General features: G+C 58.4%; 18 protein-coding genes and 1 tRNA gene. 11 read left to right on the top strand and 8 right to left on the bottom strand.

Going from position 1 to position 19,187, the window contains the following annotated elements:
- The first annotated feature begins 5 nt into the window (after positions 1 to 5).
- The 6 genes from leuD (at position 6) to Q0864_RS07170 (ending at position 4,811) form a co-directional block, all read left to right on the top strand.
- Positions 6 to 611: a 3-isopropylmalate dehydratase small subunit gene (gene leuD, locus Q0864_RS07195; protein WP_298567304.1), complete on the top strand. Its 606-nt coding sequence runs from the start codon at positions 6 to 8 to the stop codon at positions 609 to 611.
- 250 nt (positions 612 to 861) lie between these two features.
- The gene (locus Q0864_RS07190) at positions 862 to 1,713 is read left to right on the top strand and encodes a hypothetical protein (protein WP_363317607.1); all 852 of its coding nucleotides are present in this window, start codon (positions 862 to 864) and stop codon (positions 1,711 to 1,713) included.
- 29 nt (positions 1,714 to 1,742) lie between these two features.
- Positions 1,743 to 2,831, top strand: coding sequence for an endonuclease/exonuclease/phosphatase family protein (locus tag Q0864_RS07185; RefSeq protein WP_298567299.1), 1,089 nt, complete (start codon positions 1,743 to 1,745; stop codon positions 2,829 to 2,831).
- 74 nt (positions 2,832 to 2,905) lie between these two features.
- The gene (gene leuB, locus Q0864_RS07180; RefSeq protein WP_298567297.1) at positions 2,906 to 4,009 is read left to right on the top strand and encodes a 3-isopropylmalate dehydrogenase; all 1,104 of its coding nucleotides are present in this window, start codon (positions 2,906 to 2,908) and stop codon (positions 4,007 to 4,009) included.
- Positions 4,010 to 4,100: 91 nt separating this feature from the next.
- The gene (locus tag Q0864_RS07175; RefSeq protein WP_298567295.1) at positions 4,101 to 4,676 is read left to right on the top strand and encodes a GNAT family N-acetyltransferase; all 576 of its coding nucleotides are present in this window, start codon (positions 4,101 to 4,103) and stop codon (positions 4,674 to 4,676) included.
- A 58-nt stretch (positions 4,677 to 4,734) separates the two neighbouring features.
- Positions 4,735 to 4,811, top strand: a tRNA-Pro gene (locus Q0864_RS07170).
- A gap of 68 nt (positions 4,812 to 4,879) precedes the next feature.
- On the opposite strand, the gene Q0864_RS07165 is transcribed toward Q0864_RS07170, so the two are convergent.
- Together Q0864_RS07165 and Q0864_RS07160 are read right to left on the bottom strand one after the other, a co-directional pair.
- Positions 4,880 to 6,259 (bottom strand): aspartate aminotransferase family protein, encoded by a 1,380-nt coding sequence (locus Q0864_RS07165; protein WP_298567292.1) that lies wholly within the window; start codon positions 6,257 to 6,259, stop codon positions 4,880 to 4,882.
- Positions 6,260 to 6,378: 119 nt separating this feature from the next.
- Positions 6,379 to 6,861 (bottom strand): Lrp/AsnC family transcriptional regulator, encoded by a 483-nt coding sequence (locus Q0864_RS07160; protein ID WP_298567289.1) that lies wholly within the window; start codon positions 6,859 to 6,861, stop codon positions 6,379 to 6,381.
- 112 nt (positions 6,862 to 6,973) lie between these two features.
- Between Q0864_RS07160 and doeA the strand changes: the two genes are divergently transcribed.
- Positions 6,974 to 8,158 carry an ectoine hydrolase DoeA gene (doeA, locus tag Q0864_RS07155; RefSeq protein WP_298567286.1) on the top strand — a complete coding sequence of 395 codons (1,185 nt, stop codon included), beginning with the start codon at positions 6,974 to 6,976 and terminating at the stop codon, positions 8,156 to 8,158.
- A complete protein-coding gene (doeB, locus tag Q0864_RS07150; RefSeq protein WP_298567283.1) occupies positions 8,155 to 9,144 on the top strand; it encodes a N(2)-acetyl-L-2,4-diaminobutanoate deacetylase DoeB in 990 nt (329 codons plus the stop codon). The genes doeA and doeB overlap by 4 nt, the downstream gene beginning before the upstream one ends.
- A 29-nt stretch (positions 9,145 to 9,173) precedes the next feature.
- Here the strand turns inward: doeB and Q0864_RS07145 are convergent, their stop codons facing one another.
- Positions 9,174 to 10,037, bottom strand: coding sequence for a helix-turn-helix domain-containing protein (locus tag Q0864_RS07145; RefSeq protein ID WP_298567280.1), 864 nt, complete (start codon positions 10,035 to 10,037; stop codon positions 9,174 to 9,176).
- 82 nt (positions 10,038 to 10,119) lie between these two features.
- Between Q0864_RS07145 and Q0864_RS07140 the strand changes: the two genes are divergently transcribed.
- Positions 10,120 to 10,716: a hypothetical protein gene (locus Q0864_RS07140; RefSeq protein ID WP_298567277.1), complete on the top strand. Its 597-nt coding sequence runs from the start codon at positions 10,120 to 10,122 to the stop codon at positions 10,714 to 10,716.
- A 232-nt stretch (positions 10,717 to 10,948) separates the two neighbouring features.
- Complete coding sequence (locus Q0864_RS07135) at positions 10,949 to 11,962, top strand: C-terminal binding protein (protein WP_298567274.1); 1,014 nt, start codon at positions 10,949 to 10,951, stop codon at positions 11,960 to 11,962.
- Between the two features lie 8 nt (positions 11,963 to 11,970).
- Here Q0864_RS07135 and Q0864_RS07130 read toward each other — a convergent pair whose 3' ends face one another.
- The 5 genes from Q0864_RS07130 to Q0864_RS07110 all read right to left on the bottom strand — a co-directional run bounded on the left by Q0864_RS07130 (position 11,971) and on the right by Q0864_RS07110 (position 18,152).
- Positions 11,971 to 12,810, bottom strand: coding sequence for a DMT family transporter (locus Q0864_RS07130; RefSeq protein ID WP_298567271.1), 840 nt, complete (start codon positions 12,808 to 12,810; stop codon positions 11,971 to 11,973).
- On the bottom strand, positions 12,807 to 14,162 hold the full coding sequence (locus Q0864_RS07125; protein WP_298567269.1) for an aspartate aminotransferase family protein: 1,356 nt from the start codon (positions 14,160 to 14,162) through the stop codon (positions 12,807 to 12,809). The genes Q0864_RS07130 and Q0864_RS07125 overlap by 4 nt, the downstream gene beginning before the upstream one ends.
- Positions 14,163 to 14,236: 74 nt before the next feature.
- Positions 14,237 to 15,685, bottom strand: coding sequence for a phosphonoacetaldehyde dehydrogenase (gene phnY, locus Q0864_RS07120; protein ID WP_298567267.1), 1,449 nt, complete (start codon positions 15,683 to 15,685; stop codon positions 14,237 to 14,239).
- Positions 15,686 to 15,701: 16 nt separating this feature from the next.
- Positions 15,702 to 16,946 (bottom strand): phosphonoacetate hydrolase, encoded by a 1,245-nt coding sequence (gene phnA / locus Q0864_RS07115; RefSeq protein WP_298567264.1) that lies wholly within the window; start codon positions 16,944 to 16,946, stop codon positions 15,702 to 15,704.
- Positions 16,947 to 16,964: 18 nt separating this feature from the next.
- A complete protein-coding gene (locus tag Q0864_RS07110; protein ID WP_298567261.1) occupies positions 16,965 to 18,152 on the bottom strand; it encodes a 2-aminoethylphosphonate--pyruvate transaminase in 1,188 nt (395 codons plus the stop codon).
- Positions 18,153 to 18,270: 118 nt separating this feature from the next.
- On the opposite strand from Q0864_RS07110, the gene Q0864_RS07105 reads away from it, so the two are divergent.
- The gene (locus tag Q0864_RS07105) at positions 18,271 to 19,161 is read left to right on the top strand and encodes a LysR substrate-binding domain-containing protein (protein ID WP_298567258.1); all 891 of its coding nucleotides are present in this window, start codon (positions 18,271 to 18,273) and stop codon (positions 19,159 to 19,161) included.
- Positions 19,162 to 19,187: the final 26 nt, after the last annotated feature.

Below are 19,187 nucleotides of genomic sequence, written 5' to 3'. Positions count from 1 at the left end.
GCACTATGGAAAAGTTTGAAAAACTCCACGGCATCGCGGCCCCCATGCCGTTGGTCAACATCGACACTGACATGATCATCCCGAAGGTCTTTCTGAAGACCATCAAGCGGTCGGGTCTGGGTGTGAACCTGTTCGACGAAATGCGTTATGATCGCAAAGGAAACGAGATCGCGGATTTCGTCCTGAACAAGCCGCAATATCGCGACGCCCAGATCTTGGTCGCCGGCGATAATTTCGGCTGCGGGTCGTCGCGTGAACACGCCCCGTGGGCGATCGCTGACTTCGGTATCAAGTGCGTGATCTCGACCAGCTTCGCGGACATCTTCTTTAGCAACTGCTTCAAGAACGGCATTCTGCCGATCGTCTTGCCGCAGGAACAAGTCGACACACTGATGGCCGATGCTGAGAAAGGCGCCAATGCGCGGATGACGGTTGACCTCGAATCACAGGTCATCACCACCTCGGACGGAGAGGCGATTCCCTTTGAAGTTGATGCATTCAAGAAGCATTGCCTGCTGAATGGCCTTGATGATATCGGCCTCACGCTGGAAAAAGAGGGCTCAATTAAAGCCTATGAGGACACAGTTGGGGCCACCCGCCCCTGGGTCTAAGCACTTCTAAAGAAAAAATAAAAATGGGGCTGCCTGAGAAGGCGGCCCCATTTTTTGCACAATTTGGTGCAAAGTCGCACCAGTTTCCCCTTAAAAGCAACACATTTTACCGGCCATTTTAGGCTGCAACTTGAAGTGGGGGTATGATGATGCGCAGTATGACGCAAAAGAATAAGCGGTCCGTCCACGATGACGAGACAGCAAACAGCCAAGGATGTGCTTCGACAACACATCTGCATTGGTGGAAGGGATGAAGGTAGTGGTTAGCCGTATGATTGGCGCGATAGCGCGCGCGTTCCTGATGATCATCTTGATTGCGACTCCGTCAATTCTGGTGCCTGGCGTCAGTCAGGAATCCGGCCAGATCGTTGCCATCGTCGCAATCTTCGCCGCAGCGCTTACGATCTTTGAATACGCCTCGACCTATCCGGGTCTTGTCGAATTTCGCGATGCGCCGCCCTTCAACCGCATTCGCTTTGCCGCACTTTTTGCAACAGTGTTCTGCTTGTCGGTCATCGTTCGCGGTCAGACTGACAACTCGACCGCGACGCAATTTCTGACTTCGGTCGGGATGCTGATCGGCCAAGCCATCGACTTTCCCTACAGCCCTGTGCGGTTCGTGGTTTCAATGCTGCCCGAGAACGCCTCCTTCAGCGACATGGTTCTGTTGCGCGCCGCTGCTGGCATGAGCTATCTGATCTCGCTCTTGTCCATGGCTGTCTTCCTGATTGCTCTGCGCTTCACGGAATGGCCGTCGAAATCTGCTGGCGCGTTCAACGTCTGGGTCAACCTACCCACCTTTGACCCAACGACCGGAGGCGACGTCGTGCGCCGACTGGTCCGTGACGCACGATTCAACATCGCCCTGGGGTTCTTGCTGCCTTTCGCAACGCCGCTTTTGATCTCGGCCGCAGTTTCGCTGTTCGGGTCGATGTCGGTAGCTAATCATCAAACTATGATCTGGACGGTAGCCGCATGGGCCTTTCTTCCCGCCAGCCTGTTCATGCGCGGTATCGCAATGCTTCGTGTCGCGCTCATGATCAGCAGCGAACGCAAACGCAACAAGCGCCGGGCGCAAGGCAGCGGCCTGATGCCCGCCTGAGCGGCGCGGAAATATCCCTTAGCCCCCTTTTGAAGTGGATCGCGGCAAGCACCTTTGCGCTTGTCGCGATTTCTCTGTCCGGTCCTCTTGCCGCACAAGATCTGCGGGTCGCCAGCTACAACACCGACTTGACGCGCAAGGGGCCGGGTGTGCTGCTGCGCGACATCATGTCCGGCAAGGACAAGCAGGTCGCCGCCGTACTGGATGTGATCGCGCATGTGCAACCGGATGTGTTGGCACTGCAAGGCTTTGACTTTGACCTGGAAGGCCACGCCCTGCAGGCCTTCCAGGCTGCACTGGCTGATCGCAACCATCCCATGGGTTACGCGTTTTCTGCGCGCCCGAATGCAGGGCTGGCAACGGGTTTGGACATGGACGGTAACGGCAGAACCGGCGAAGCACGTGACGCGCAGGGATATGGCCGATTTACCGGACAAGGTGGCATGGCAATCCTGTCCCGCCATCCCTTGGGCAACACGCGCGACTTTTCAGCCCTTCTGTGGAAGGACTTTCCCGGTGCCATTCCCCCGATGCGGAACGGCGCTCCCTTTCCCACACCAAAGGCGTTCGCGGCCCAGCGGCTGAGCAGCGTCGCGCATTGGGACGTGCCAGTGATTGTGCCCGACCGCGCGCCGCTTCACATTCTGACGTTTCACGCCAACACGCCGGTCTTTGACGGGGATGAAGACCGCAACGGGCGGCGTAACCATGATGAGATTGCATTCTGGCAGCGCTATCTTGATGGCGCACTGACCGAAAAGCCGCCATCAGATCCGTTTGTCATTGTCGGGGATGCCAATCTTGACCCGCAAGACGGTGACGGCCGGCGCACAGCCATAATATCCCTTCTGTCCGACCCCCGCCTGCAAGATCCCGCTCCGAAAAGCGACGGCGGCCGCGCCGAAGGCGTGGGTGACCAGATAGGGGACCCGGCACTGGATACGGTCGATTGGCCCGAACCAAAGCCCGGCAATTTGCGCGTCAGTTATGTCCTGCCCTCGCGCGGGCTGGCCGTTACCGACAGCGGTGTCTTTTGGCCCGCCCCCGAAGACCCGATGCATGCAACTGCACAAACCGCATCGCGTCACCGGCTGGTCTGGGTCGATCTGCGCTTCTAAGCCCTCGTTTCTTGACGCTACGCCCCTGACAGGCTAGGCCGATCCGCGACGCATTCCAGAGCAAGGACAGACCCATGACCAACCCCTCCCTCCTTATCCTGCCCGGTGACGGCATTGGCCCCGAAGTGATGGCCGAGGTGCGCAAGATCATCGACTGGATCGGCGACAAACGTGGCGTGACCTTTGACGTAAGCGAGGATCTTGTGGGCGGGGCAGCTTATGACAAGCACGGTGTGCCGTTGGCGGATGCGACCATGGCGAAAGCACAAGAGGTCGACGCGGTCCTTCTGGGCGCGGTCGGCGGTCCGCAATATGACGATCTGGATTTCTCGGTAAAGCCTGAACGCGGCTTGCTGCGTCTGCGCAAGGAGATGGACCTGTATTCAAACTTGCGCCCCGCGCAGTGCTTTGACGCGCTGGCCGATTTCTCGTCGCTGAAAAAAGACATCGTGGCGGGTCTTGATATCATGATCGTGCGCGAGCTGACCTCGGGCGTCTATTTCGGCGAGCCGCGCGGCATTTTCGAAGAGAACGGCGAGCGGGTTGGCATCAACACGCAGCGCTACACCGAAAGCGAGATCGAACGCGGCGCGCGCTCAGCCTTTGAACTGGCGATGAAGCGCAACAAACGGCTGTGTTCGATGGAAAAAGCCAACGTGATGGAATCAGGCATTCTGTGGCGTGAAGTCGTGACCCGTGTGGGCAAAGAATATCCCGAGGTCGAACTGTCGCACATGTATGCCGACAATGGCGCGATGCAGCTGGTCCGCGCACCCAAGCAGTTCGACGTGATCTATACCGACAACCTGTTTGGCGACATCCTGTCGGATTGTGCCGCGATGCTGACCGGATCTCTGGGCATGTTGCCGTCCGCGTCGTTGGGCGCACCGATGGCCAATGGCCGCCCGAAAGCGATGTATGAACCCGTGCACGGATCGGCCCCGGACATTGCGGGCGAAGGCAAAGCCAACCCCTGCGCCTGCATCCTCAGCTTCGCCATGGCGCTGCGCTATAGCTTCGATATGGGCGCAGAAGCCGACCGCGTGGAAGCGGCGGTGGAAAAGGTGCTGGCAGACGGCGTGCGCACTGGCGACTTGCTGAATGACGCGGGTGTGACGCCGGTGACGACCTCGGAAATGGGTGATGCGGTTATCGCGGCGCTAAACGCCAGCCTCTGACTTACCTTCAAATTGGCAGAACCGGTCGATGCACCTGCGTCGGCCGGTTTTCTTTTGCGCCAATCGTTCCTATTTAGTGACGATGCGAGATTTGACCCTTCATTCCGAATTGCCCGCGGGCTTTGAAGACCAAGCCGCCGCGCTTTATTGGGAAGCCTTCAGTGGCAAGCTGGGAAAACTGCTTGGCCCAGATGAACGGGGGCAACGGTTTTTCGCCGCAACGGTCAATCCAAAGGCCGTGATCGCCGCCACAGGGCCGGACGGGCAACTGCTGGGCATCGCAGCCCATCAAGCATCTGGTAAAGGGTTCTGCGATGCAGGTGTTTCGGCGTTGTTCAGGCATTACGGCCTGGGTGCAATCTGGCGGCTACTGCCGCTTGCGATGCTGGAACGAAGCGCCCCGAAAGATACCCTTCAGATGGATGGCATCTGCGTTGCAAAATCGGCGCGCGGGATGGGCGTTGGCAGTGCGCTGTTCGATGCGCTTTTCACCCACGCCCGCGACAAGGGTCTGACCAAAGTGACGCTTGACGTGATCGACACCAACCCACGTGCCCGCGCGCTCTATGAACGATTGGGCTTCGTCGCGACGGGGGTCGAGACGACCGGGCCACTGCGCCCGCTTTTAGGTTTTGACAGCGCCACCAAAATGGTTCTGACCCTGTAGGAAAGGCATTTAGGGTCTTGCCTCTTGCCCCGCTTGCCGCTATCCCGCGCGTCACGGTCGGGCTGTAGCGCAGCCTGGTAGCGCACCTGCTTCGGGAGCAGGGGGTCGGAGGTTCGAATCCTCTCAGCCCGACCAGATCACCACATTGCCAAACGTAGCTGATCCGCAGCGCTCGTGACCGCATGGGCCACGCCGGAGCAGTCTTACTCCAACACCTCTGCGACTGATGATCTGGTCACCGCGACAACTTCATCTGCCTGTTCGCGGGTCAGGGAAAACGGTGGTGCAAAGCCGATGATATCGCCCTGCGGCATGGCCCGCGCGATCACCCCACGATCCAGCATTGCAGCCACAATCCGAGGAGCGACCTTGTCGGCGGGGTCAAAAAACACGTGATCGTCGCGATCTTTGACCAGCTCGACCGCGCACAACATGCCTTCGCCGCGTATGTCGCCGACATGGGCGTGGTCGCCCAACGCTTCAGCCATCGCTGCGTTCAGATACTGCCCAACCTCGCCTGCGTTGCTGACAAGGTCGAGCTTGTCCAGAAGCCGCAAATTCGCCACCCCCGCTGCCGCCCCAATCGGGTGCGCGGAATACGTCCAGCCGTGCCCGATCGGGCCGTTTTCATCGGTGCCTTGTTCCAGAACCTTCCACATCCGGTCCGAAACGATTGACCCCGACAAGGGCGCATAGGCAGATGTCAGCCCTTTTGCGATGGTGATCAGATCCGGCTTCAGCCCGTAGTGGTCCGACCCCATCATCGAGCCTAGGCGCCCGAACCCGGTGACAACCTCGTCTGCGATCAGCAAGATATCGTGCTTGGTCAGCACCTTCTGGATCGCCTCCCAATACCCTGCGGGCGGCGGCACGATGCCACCGGTGCCCAGAACCGGTTCGCCGATAAAGGCGGCGATGGTGTCAGCCCCTTCGCGTTCGATCAACGCGTCAAGTTCCTGCGCGCAATGGGCCGAGAATGCCTGTTCGCTCATCGAGCGATCTTCACGTCGGAAATAATAGGGCGCGTCGGTGTGGATCACCTGTGACAAAGGCAGATCGAACTTCTTGTGAAACAGCTCAAGCCCCGTCAACGACCCCGTCACCAGCCCCGACCCGTGATAGCCGCGCCAACGCGAGATGATCTTCTTCTTCTCGGGCCGTCCAAGGATGTTGTTGTAATACCAAACCAGCTTGACGTTGGTTTCATTCGCATCCGATCCGCTAAGCCCGTAGTAGACGTGGTTCAATCCCTCGGGCGCGCGTTCTGCCACCATACGCGACAGGGTGATCGAGGCCTCGGTTCCATGACCGACATAGGAGTGATAATAGGCCAGCTCGTGCGCCTGTTCGGCGATGGCATCGGCAATTTCACTGCGGCCATAGCCGACATTCACGCAATACAGCCCGGCAAACGCATCCAACGAGCTGCGCCCCTCGCGATCCGTGATATGAACGCCATCGGCCCCTGTGATGATCCGGTTGCCCATCTCGCGGCGGGCAAACTGACCCAGATGTGTCGAGGGGTGGAAAAAGTGATCGTGATCCCACTGTGTCAGCTGATCATTGGTGAGGGGAGAGTTCATTGCCGGAACCTTTTTCTGATTGCACCGTCTTGTGCCTGCCCACGCAGGCTACATTCGTGAATGGCGAAAGGTTTTCAGAGATTCATAGTCAATGGCCGAAAAATTTTCGGAAAGATCAGTCAGGACTGTGAAAGCAGATCGAATGGTGGTGGCGCGTCCTTGACCGATTTCGTGACGATATAGCTGAAGTAACGGGCCACGCCAGCGCGCTGCTCCAGCACTGTATCCATCAGCGCCTGATAGCTTTCGATATCACGCGTGACCACTTGCATCAGATAGTCGAAGCCTCCTCCCAGCGCCCAGCAGCCGGTGATCTCATCATGACGGGCAATCTCGCGCTCAAACCGGTCGAAGTTTTCGGCCCGGTGTTCGCCAAGTTCGATCGTGACAAACACGGTCACAGCCGGCCCGAGGGCGCGCAGCGAAACCTCAGCCCGGTAGCCTGCGATCACACCGGCTTGCTCCAGACGTTGCATCCGCTCCCAACACGATGTCGCGCCCAGACCAACACGTCGGGCCAGCTCGCTTTTGCTGAGCCGTCCGTCACGGGCAAGGATCGACAGAAGCGAAAGGTCGGTCTTATCAAGTCGGTGTGTTTTCATCTTCCCATCATGTCCGCCGTGCGTGGCGGCTTGTCAATTGCTATGAAACAAGTGACGGTTACGACGGCAATTCATCCGCTTGGGCGGTGCTTGGGAACACAGGGGTTGTGACGTGACCACATTTGAAAAGAACTTCACGACAGAAGAATACCAGCGTCGTATCAGCAAGACGCGGGCCGCCATGTCGGCGCAGGGGCTGGACGCGATCTTTGTGTCCGACCCATCGAACATGTCTTGGTTGACTGGCTACGACGGGTGGTCGTTTTACGTCTTTCAGGGCGTGATCCTGACACACTCTGGCGACCCGGTCTGGTGGGGTCGGGAAATGGACGCCCAAGGCGCACGCAGGACGGTGTTCATGGAAGGCGACGACACAATCCGCGGTTATGACGACACCTTCGTGCAGAACCCCGAAAAGCACCCGATGACAGATCTCGCGACGCTTCTTTGCGACCTTGGCTTAGGTGCCGTGCAGATTGGTGTCGAGATGGACAACTACTACTATTCCGCCGCCGCACATGCTGCGCTTGTAAGTGGCTTGCCGAAGGCCACCTTCAGCGACGCCACTGGCCTTGTGAACTGGCAACGCGCTGTCAAATCTGAACGCGAGATTGAATATATGCGCCGTGCAGCCAATATCGTCGAGGCGATGCACGACCGTATTCTGGAGCTTGCCGAACCGGGGATGCGAAAGAACGACCTGATCGCCGAGATCTATGCCACCGGCATACGCGGCGCGCATGGCTTTTGGGGCGATTACCCGGCGATTGTGCCGATGGCGCCTTCAGGTCTTGATGCCACGGCGCCGCATCTGACATGGGACGACCGCCCGCTGGAACTGGGCGAAGCGACCTTCTTTGAAATCGCCGGCGCGCATCGGCGCTATCAATGCCCGCAGTCGCGCACGCTGTTTCTGGGCGAGGTGCCGCAAAAATACCGCGACGCTGAAGCCGCCGTATTGGACGCAATCGACGCTGGTCTGGCGCAGGCAAAGCCCGGCAATCAGGCGCAGGATATCGCGAACGCTTTCAACGCAACATTAAACAAGGCGGGTTTCGAAAAAGACAGCCGTTGCGGATACGCGATCGGCATCAGCTATCCACCGGATTGGGGCGAGCGGACAATCTCGTTCCGGCGCGGGGACACGACCGTGCTGGAACCTGGCATGACCTTCCATTTCATGCCTGCCCTCTGGCTGGACGATGGCGGGCTGGAAATCACCGAGCCGATTTTGATCACCGAAACGGGCCCTGAATGCCTGTGCACCACGCCACGCGAACTTTGGGTGAAGCCATGAGCAAATCTCCGATCACGCCGACAATCCCGCTTGATGCACAAGGCGTTCTCCACGGATTCCTGCGGTTGCCACACAGCCGCGATGACAGCGCTTGGGGGTCAGTGATGGTGCCGATCACCGTCATTGCGAATGGTGACGGGCCAACCGCCTTGTTGACGGGTGCCAATCATGGCGACGAATACGAGGGACCGATCGCGTTGCAAGATCTGGCCGTTTCCTTGCGGCCAGAAGATATCCGGGGCCGCGTGATCATCTTGCCGATGATGAACATGCCTGCCTTTGCCGCAGGGTTGCGTTGTTCGCCCGTTGATGGCCGCAACATGAACCGCAGCTTTCCCGGCACGCCGGACGGCACCGTTACCCAGAAGATCTGTCATTTCATCGCAACCGAACTTGTCCCTATGGCGGATCTTGTGCTCGACTTTCATTCGGGCGGACGGACGTTGGATTTTCTACCTTTCGCAGCGGCGCATATCCTTGACGACAAGACGCAAGAGGCAGCGTGCATGGCGGCGATGCAGGCCTTCAACGCCCCCTACAGTGTGCGGATGCTTGAGATCGACAGTGTCGGCATGTTCGACACCGAGGTCGAGCGGCAGGGCAAAGTCTTCGTCACCACCGAATTGGGCGGCGCAGGCACGGCTACTGCGCAAAGCGTCTCGATCGCGCGCAAAGGCATCCGCAACCTGTTGATCCATGCTGACATTCTGTCCGGCACACCCGTGGTCGAGGCCACAATCCAGCTGGACATGCCCGATGATCGCTGCTTCGTTTTTTCCCAGGTGTCTGGCATGGTCGAATACCTCATCGAATTGGGCGACACGGTTGCGCAGGACCAGCCGATCGCCCGCGTGTGGTCCAGCGATCGGACCGGCGACCACCCCACAGCATGTCTGGCCAGCCGCGACGGCATCCTTGTGGCGCGTCATGTTCCGGGCCTGATTAAAACAGGCGACTTCGTAGGCTTGGTTGCGGTTCAGCTTTAGCCGACCCAAAGGGCAAACCGTGAGGTGCGTCACGGGCGCCCGCCGCCAAGGTCCTGTTTTGACAAGAACGAAAGCAATGTCGGGTCCGGGCTGTCGAAAAAGGCTTTGGGACTGGTCAGGAAAAAGCGGTTGAACGCGTGAATGAAATGCGCCTGATCATAGAACCCGCAATCCAGACAAATCTGGGTCAGTGTGCTTTCATCACCCGTCGTCACCAAGGCAATCGCCCGCTGAATTTGCATGATCCGCCGGAAATAGTTAGGTGGAACGCCGATATATTTCTTGAACCCGCGCGACAAATGTCTTGCCGAAACGCCAAGCTGCGCGGCAACCTCGCCTGCCATCATCCCGTCTGGGTCCGCTTCAATCATTTCTGTAGCCTGAGTGATATAGGTCGGCACGAAAAACGGCGCTTCAGTCCGGGCTGAAAGATAGTCTTCGATCCGCCTCAGAGTAGATTGCAGGTCAGGTCGCACGAACCTATCGGCCTGCGCACCGCCAAGCACCCAATTCAGCGCCTCCTCGCCCAAATCGACTGTCTTGCCAGAATAGCTGCCAGCGGGCTGCCCCAGCAGCGCAAACAGCCCGGTCGCGGTCATTTCGACAAGGACATGCATCAGGCGACCCTGATAGCGCACTTCGATGTCCTGGCAATGAATCTGCCCTGAGATATGCGCAACTCTGTCGCCAAACTCGGTCCGAACACCGTCAATGTCGGCACTGACCCGGCCATCCATAATCCAGCCAAGATAGCAATAACCTGTCGGCACGGGGCGAACCCTCACATCCAGCTCGTCCTCGCAATCTGCCACCATGAAACGCCTGACGAAGGGCCGCAGCCCGGCGGAAACCGGCAAAGGGCGATAGACAGAGCCTTGGTCGTTCTGCTGCATGGCCGAAATTTACAATCCCTTTGTTTGCCGGGTTGCTAGAACCCAGATTTTACACATCGCGCAAACAGCAGGAGTTCTTATTATGGTTGATTTCAGAACTTTTTTCTACTCTTTCGGAAACCACATCGAGAAGCGTCTGGCGAAAGCCTTGGTTTTGTCGCTCGCCTGCCTTTCAGCCGGTGCAGTCCAGGCCGCCGACGGAAAATCCTATCCAGGTAGCATTTGCAATCGGTGGACAGGACAAGCCGCCAATGAAGACTTTGCCGGCGACAATGCGTTGGGGATTTCCCAATTCGGCTTTATTGTGAACAAAAGCAGCACGAAGCGATTGCGCGTCATCTGTCCGCTCGCACGTGAACATCATGGCGCAAACTTCAAGTATGTTACGGCACAGGGAACGTTCGACCAGTGTCTGAACGGGGCCTGCACCAGTCCATCAGGGTGTCGTTTTCACGTCGTTAATGTGTCAGGAGACTCGGTTGCATCAGGGCATTTTCTTTTGAACCCGGCACAGCCCGTTCCCAATAGTGCCCAGCAGAACTTTCCAAGTGGGGGCACTGCGCATCGCGTGGATTTCCCGTCCGACTTATCTCAGGGCAGCACCTATACGCTGGTCTGCGCGCTCCAGCCCGGTCACCGGCTGACGCGGATCGAGCTGGTCGAGGATGCGGCTCAATGACGGGATGAAGTGCGGCGTTGGCACGCGGTTCACTGAATGCACAAACCATCCCCGCCGTCTTTGTCCTCAAGGGCGGCGGGTGTGGGTTTGATAAGCGAGGAAGCTCTGCGGACCAGACAAAGCCTGACCGACCAAACTGATGGCCTAAACCTATTACCTCATCAGCAAATTGAATTTGCACAACAGAGGTCGCTGCGCGGTATGATCTTGGCGATAGGACAAGGGGCCCGCGATGAAGATCGTCAGAACAGACAGCAATCTGCAAACACCACTTCTGGACCAGAAGCTAAGGGATGCGGGCCATGATCTGGTGCTTTTGCCGGATGGAGCATCTGAACCCGCCGTGGCAAGTGCTACCCGCGACGCCGATCTTTTGTTGATGTGCTACACCCCGATCACGCGCCGGATCATCGAAGGCGCGGTTCATCTGAAAGGGATCGTCAAATATGGCGTGGGGATCGACGCGATCGACATACCTGCAGCAATTGAACACCGCGTGCCTGTCGTCAATATTCCTGAATACGCAGAAGACACTGTGGCGGAAGGCGCCTTTGCCCTATTGATCGCGCTGGCTAAGAAACTGTGCGCGCTGAACACGCATATGACCGCCAAGGGATGGGCGTGGCCGGAACCCATTTGGTTAGGCTCTGACATCGCGGGCAAGACGGTCGGCGTTGTCGGGTTGGGCAAGATCGGGCGCAGCATGGCGCGCATGGCCGGGCTTGGGTTCCGCGCGAATGTTATTGCCTACAGCCCACATACCTCGGCTGAGGATATGGCCGAACTGGGTGTGACAAAGATCGACAACCTGCATGACCTGTTGACGCAGAGCGATTTCGTGACCATCCATGCGGTTTTGAACGACGATACCCGCGGTATGATCGGCGCAGAGGAACTTCGCGCGATGAAGCCCTCGGCCTTCCTGATCAACGTGTCGCGTGGCGCGATTGTGGACGAGGCTGCCCTTGTCCAAGCGATCCGCGAGCGCTGGATCGCAGGGGCGGGGCTGGACGTGTTCAGCCAAGAACCCCTGGCCAGATCAGGCCATCCCATGAGTGAGTTGTTTGACCACCCGAACGTGATCCTGTCACCGCATCTGACCTTCTATACCGAGGACGCGATGCAGCGGTTGGAGGAAGAAACACTCGCCCGCTGTCTTGAGGTATTGGAAGGGCGCGATGTGCTGATCAAATCCCATGACCCCCGTCTGCGCGCTCAAACCAAGGGCGTGGTTTTTGCCGATTAGGGCGCGGGCTACCGCACCAGCCCGATGCAGATGATCCCAGCCCCGACAGCCGCAGCCGACAAAAGCCGCCGTGCCCTTGGCCCTTCGCCGAACCAGAGCACCCCGATCAGGGCGGCAAAGATCACCGACGTTTCGCGCAGCGCGGACACGATGCCCAGCGGCGCGATGGTCTTGGCATAAAGCACCAGCGCATAGGCTGTGCCAGACACGACGCCCCCCATGAACCCGATCAGCAAAGTTCTGGGCGGTTGTGCGCGCAGCCGGTCCATCCGGCTTGGAAACAGGAACAGGACGATCAGGATTTTCGACAGGAACAGCCAGCCGATATAGCCCAACGCGTGGCCGGAGGTTCGCACTCCGAACCCGTCGACCAGCGTATAGGCCACGACCGTGGCACCGATCGCCAAGGCGGCCAGCAGTGCGTTTCTGGACATGGTGGCTCCAAACGCGCCTTGGGCCAGAAACATGATCCCCGCCGAGACGCTGAAGATGCCAATCCATGCTTGAAGCGGAAGCGTTTCGCCCACCCAGAACTGCGCGCCCAAGGCGACAAGAACCGGGGCAAAGCCACGCGCCACGGGATAGATGAAGCTCAGATCGCCCAGACGATAGGCGACGTTCAGGAAGTAGAAATACAGCCAGTGGATCGCAATGGACGCGACCATAAAGGGCCATGCCGACGGGTCCGGGAAGGGCACGAACCCAATGAAGGTCAGGGCAAAGGCCACATGCCCCAAGGCAATCATGCCCAACATGATCACCCTGTCCCCTGCCCCTTTCACCAGCGCATTCCACAGCGCATGCAGGAAGGCCGCCGAGAGGACAATCAAGGCGACCTGAGCGGTCATGCCGCGTCTTTGATGGCCGTCACCACGATATCCAGCGCGCGGTCCAAATCGTCACGCGCGATGGTCAGGGGCGGCGACAGGGTCAACACGCAGCCTTGGCTGATCTTGAAGCTCAGACCGGCGTCCAGACAGGCGTAATAGATCCGTTCAGCCCGCGCGTTGCCGGGGGTTTTCAAGGTCCGATCCTCGACGATTTCGACGCCGAACATCAGGCCGCGACCACGAATGTCCCCGACAATCGGGACATCTTGCAAACGATCCTGAAGCACCTGCATCGCGTGGGTGCCAAGCTCAGCAGATCGGGCGACCAATCCTTCTTCCTCAATGATCTCGATGGTGGTCAGGGCGGCGCGGGATGTAACCGGGTTCTTCTCGTGCGTGTAATGCCCGATGGCGAAATCACCGCAGACGTCCAGTTCGCGCCGGGCCACGCAAGCGGCAATCGGAAGAATGCCACCACCCAGCGCTTTGCCCATGGTGACGATGTCGGGGATGATCTCGTCATGTTCAAACGCGAACATTTTGCCCGTCTTGCCCAGCCCGGTCGGGATTTCATCCATGATCAGCAGCGCGCCGTGGCGGTTGCACGCCTCGCGCACAGATTTCCAGAAACCGGGGGGCGGAACATACGGCACCGCACGCATGGGTTCAGCGATCACCGCCGCCACATCGCCTTCGCGTTCCAACACATACTGGACCATCTTGGCGCAGGCCAATCCGCAGGTGTCAGGGCTTTCGTGATTGTATGGGCAGCGGTAGCAGGCGAAGGGTGCGACGTGCTCAGTGCCCGACAGAAGCGGCCCCGCGATGTGGCTGCGGAACGTCGCCTCGCCCCCCACGCTGGCCGCCCCCATACCTGCCCCATGAAACGCATCCCAGAACGAGATGGTCTTGAACCGCCCCGTCGCTGCGCGGGCGATTTTCAACGCCACCTCATTGGCGTCTGAACCGCCGGTGGTGAACAGAACCTTGCCCAGATCGCTGGGCGCAATCGCGGCCAGCTTTTCAGCCAATTCGACCGCCGGATCGTTGGTGAAGCGGCGCGGGGCAAAGGGCAGATCATCCAGTTGCGCCTTAATCGCAGCAATCAGTTTGGGGTGACCATAGCCGATATGGTGCACAGAATTTCCATGAAAATCCATGAACTTGCGACCATCTGCATCCTCGATCCAGATACCGTCCGCCTTGGCAATGGTGCTGACACACGGGCTGGAGAGGCTTTGGTGCATGAACGCCTTGGCGTCGCGTTTTAGAAGCGGAGCAGAGTTCGGGCCGATGGATTTCTTCAACCAAGACTGCCGGGCGTCTGACGTGTTGGATTCGCCTTCGGTGTGAACGATTTTCTTGGTCATGGTGCCTCAATTGAAAAAGGTGAGGCTCAGATATCTGAGCCTCACAGTCAGGGAGGAAATATGAGCCGCGACCCCTAGTTTGGCCAGGGCAGCGAATAGGTTTTCACGTTGGTAAAGAACTTCATCGCCTCGATCACGCCTTCCTTAACGGCGTTGCCGCTGTCCTTGATCCCGCCAAAAGGCGACATTTCGATACGGTAGCCGGGCTGTTCCCAGATGTTGCAAGTGCCGACATCCAAACCGTTGATATAGGCAATCGCGCGGTGCAGATCGTTGGTGCAAACACCCGATGACAGCCCGAATTGGGTCGAGTTCGAGATCGCCATAACCTCGTCATCATCATCCGGCACACGCACGATCGGGATGATTGGGCCGAAGGTTTCCTCCATCACCAATTCGCTGTCATGGGGCACGTGGTCCACCACGATGGGTGGCAGAAGCGCGCCGTCGCGTCCGGGGTGATACAGAATTTTCGCGCCGTCTTTTTCGGCCATGAACACACGTTTTTCGAAAAGCTCTGCGGCCTGCGCATGGATCACGCAGCCCAGTTCCGTTTTGGGGTCTTGTGGATCGCCGAACTTGATTGCCTTGGCCTTAGCCAGCACCAGCGGAACAAACCTGTCGGCGACGCTTTCCTGCACAAGAATACGTTTGATGGCTGTGCAGCGTTGCCCGGAATTTCCTGTGGCCCCCGCCACCGCGATGGTCGCAGCCTTGTCCAGATCGGCGTCGTTCAGATCGTTGCAGACGATCAACGGATCGTTGCCGCCAAGCTCCAGCGCCTGCCGTTTGTAGGCCGCCTTTTCGGCGATCATCTTGCCCACCGGCACACCACCCGTGAAGGTAATGATGTCGATATTTTCATTGACGATCATCTCTTCCCCGATGTCCTGCGGCCAGCCGGTGACGACCTGAAACATCTCGGGCGGCAGTCCCGCCTCATAGAGGATATCGGCCAGCGCAATCGCGGTCAGGGGCGTCAGTTCGGTCGGCTTGCACACCATGCAGTTGTTGGTCGCAATCGACGGGGCAATCTTGTGGCTGACCATGTTGAGCGGATGGTTGAACGGTGTGATCGCACTGATCGCTTTCACTGGTTCGCGCTTGGTGAAAATCTTGCGTTCTTTGCCGTTATGGGTCAGGTCGCACGAGAAAATCTCGCCGTCATCATTCATCGCCTGCTGGGCGGCAAATTGATACACATCCTGCGCGCGCTTGGTCTCGTAAATGGCGTGCTGGTGGCAGATGCCAAGCTCCAACGTCAGCCATTTGGCCAGAAATTCACGCCGCTCGCCGATCAATTCGCCTGCCCGCTGCAGGATTTGCGACCGTTCATAGCGTGACAATTTCGATTTGTAGTTCGCGGCAATCTCGAATGCCTTACGCGCGTGTTCGGCTTGGCCTGCGGGGACCGTTCCGATCACCTCATCGGTATATGGATACTTCACCGGGACGACATCGTCGGTGAACACGATCTCGCCCCCTATGCGCATCCCTTCGTGTCGAATATCGTCTTTGCTCATCACGTCATCCTTCATATCAAAGCGCCGCAGCTTCGGTGGCATAGAAGAACGCGTCAAAGTTCCGCAAGACGGGACGTTCCGGCAGGGGCAGAACGCGGTTGCAGATGAACGGCACCTCTTGCTCGGTCAGACCACCGTGGCTGCGCAAGGGTTCGTTCAACGCCGCCAGATCGTGGCGGTGCTCAGACGTGCCAATGCAGATGTTTTCACCTGACACCAATACCACGTCGCCAATCCGGTCGCCGGGCAGTTCAAAGCGCGCAACCGCTTCGGCCTTGGTCAGCACATCGGTGATCCCGTTGGTTGCGCGCAGCTTGGCCATGATGTCATTATGGTCCGCGCCATCAGGCAGATAGGCGGTGGCAAAAGAGCCAAGAGCGCCGTGGTGCACAACATAGGGGTCGGTGATCGGCAGGATCAGACGCGCGGCGGCTTCACCCAGCCAACCATCCAGCAGGTCCTGCACATACACGACCGAGGGCGAACCATCGGCGTGGTGCTTGGGTTTCATGCCATGATCAGCGGTCACGACGATGGCCGCACCCATCGCGTCAAGTTCGGTTAGGTATTTGTCGAACATCTCGTAAAACGCCTTGGCCTCGGCCTGATCGGGGGCATATTTGTGTTGCACATAATCCGTGGTGGTCAGATACATCACGTCCGGCTTCCATTCGCGCAGAAGCTTCACGCCGGCGGCAAACACAAACTCGGAAAGTTCGGCGGAATAGACCTCTGGCTGGGCCATACCCAGCCATGTGCTGGCCGCGTCCTGACCATGTTCGGCTTGGGTGGAGGTGTCAGACTTCTCGGCCGAGAAGCATTTCGCGCGATCCTCGTCGAACTTCAGACCAGCTCCCAGCAAAGCGCGTAGTTTGTCCTTCGCCGTCACAATCGCAACCCGTGCGCCCGCCTCGTAGAACTGCGAAAAGATCGTCGGCGCGCGCAAGAAGCGCACGTCGTTCATCATCACTTCTTCGCCGGTTTCCGGCTCGTAAAGATAGTTGCCGCAAATCCCGTGCACGACCGGCGGACGCCCGGTGGCAATAGACAAGTTGTTGGGATTGGTGAAGGACGGAATGACCGAATGCGCCAGCCGGTCGGTGCCGGTTTCGCGCATACGTTTCAGGGTCGGCATCAAGCCATCGGCAATCGCCTTGTCCAGATATTCCGGTTCGCAGCCATCAAGGCAAATCGCAATCGCACAGGTTTTCGGAGCAGGATAGGCACGCCCGTTTGCAACGACGGGGGATTGAATGGTCATTAAGTCTTTCCTTCGTATTCAGGCAGCCAGCTTGGCGCGTTCTTCAAGTGCAATTGCAGGAGGTGCCGCGCTTTCTACGCCCATCTCGTCCAACGATTCCTTCGCGGCAGTCACAACCTGCCGCATGACGTTTTCATCCATCTGACCGATGCAGCCGACGCGGAAACTGTCGACAACCGTTAGTTTGCCCGGATAGATGATAAACCCCTTGTCTTTCATAAGCTCATAGAAGTGGTCAAAGACGAAGTTTTCATCCGCCGGGCAGAAGAAGGTCACGATGATGGGCGACAGCCAGCGATCTTTCAGCAGGGTTTCGAACCCAAGTTCGCGCATGCCGTCGACCATCACGTCGCGGTTGCGCGTGTAACGCCCGCCACGACCGGCAACGCCGCCCTCGGCCTCGTGGCCGCGCAGAGCTTCAAGAAATGCTGCAACGACATGGGTGGGCGGAGTGAACCGCCATTGGCCGGTCTTGTTCATATGCGCCCATTGCGCGTGGACATCCAGGCTCAGCGAATGGCTATTACCTTTGGCGGCTTCCAGCTCGGATTTACGGGCAATGATGAAGCCAAAGCCCGGCACACCTTCGATGCATTTGTTGGCAGAGGACACCATCGCCTCGTATCGGATATCCGCGACCTTCAATTCGATCGCCCCAAAGGCGGACATCGAGTCGACCAGCAGCTTCCGTCCGGCAGCGTATGTTGCTTCCGAGATTTCCTCGACTGGGTTCAGAATACCAGAACTGGTTTCGCAGTGAATGGCGACGACATGGGTGATCGCGGGGTCATCGGCCAGGATCTGCGCGACCTCGTCCCCACGCGGCGGAAGATAGTCGCCCTTGTTCAGCACGATATGCTCGCGCCCAAGATACTCCAACGTCTGCGCAGACCGCATCCCATAAGCACCGTTTGCCAGCACCAGCGCCTTACCGTCACGCGGAATGAAGGACGCCAACATGGCCTCGACCGAGAACGATCCGCTGCCCTGCATCGGCACGCAATCGAAGTCATCAGAGCCTTCGCCCAGCAACACCAACAGGCGCGCGCGCATATCGCTGGTCATGGCGCGGAAGTCATCGTCCCAGCTTCCCCAGTCGCGCAACATCGCCTCTTTGACGGCATAAGACGTGGTCAGCGGACCGGGTGTCAGAAGGTAGGGTTCGCCCAGACGTGGCGGTTCGATTTGCAGATCAGGAGCCTTCATTCTTCATCTCCGAAAGTGTCTTTCAAGAACACCATTGCAGGAAGCTTATCCATATGTGAAATTGCAATTAACAATCAAAACATAGGCTGTGCTTATGCTTGAAAAACGGACCTGAAGCATGCGCCACAGTCAGCTGAAAGCTTTTCACCACGTTGCCCTTCTGGGTGGTTTTTCGCGCGCTGCGGAAGCCTTGCTTTTGACCCAACCGGCCATTTCCGAACAGGTCAGAAAGCTAGAGCAACACCACGATACGCTGCTGTTTCATCGCGAGCGCAAACGCATCCGGTTGACCGAAGAAGGCGAGCACCTGTTCAGGTTCACCAAACAATATTTCGAGATTGAGCAGCAGATCGAGGAATACATGTCCTCGACCAGTGCCGCTGTTGAAGGCGAGCTGCGTATCATCGCTGACAGCGCCCACCACATCACTGATTTTCTTGGCAAATTTCGAGCGCATTACCCCAATGTCACGGTGACGCTGCGCACCGGCAACACCGAAGACATCCTTGACGATCTCAGGGCGTATAACGCCGAGATTGGGATCGTGGGCAGCCTGTCTCCGGGCAAGGATATGGAAGCTTTGACCCTTGGTGAAACTGAAATCACCGCCTTTGCAGCACGCAAAATGGCCCTATCGAATAAGAAACCCCTGACACTGAAAGACCTGACGGAGATGCCGTTGATCTTCAGAGAGGTCGGGTCAAAAACGCGACAGAAGCTGGAAGACGCGGCCAGGAAGCAGGGCCTGACTCTGCGGCCTGCCATCGTAGCAGAGGGCCGCGAGGCCGTGCGCGAGGTCGTGGCCTCGGGCGCAGGGATCGGGTTTGTGTCTCAGGCAGAATATGGCCATGACGACCGGTTGAAACGGATCCCGCTCAGCGATGTCGATATCACGATGAGCGAAGCACTTGTGCATCTGGTGCAACGGCGCGATGTCAAAGTGATCCGCACCTTCATGGATCTGGCGCGTAATGCGCTTTTGGAAAAAGAAAAGCGCACCGGATCGTGACCCGGTGCGCTTTTTCGCGGCTTGTC

Source organism: uncultured Aliiroseovarius sp. (genome assembly GCF_947497285.1).
GTDB lineage: Bacteria > Pseudomonadota > Alphaproteobacteria > Rhodobacterales > Rhodobacteraceae > Aliiroseovarius.
The sequence above is the reverse complement of the archived record's forward strand: the minus strand, read 5'-3'. Positions and strand labels throughout refer to the sequence as shown.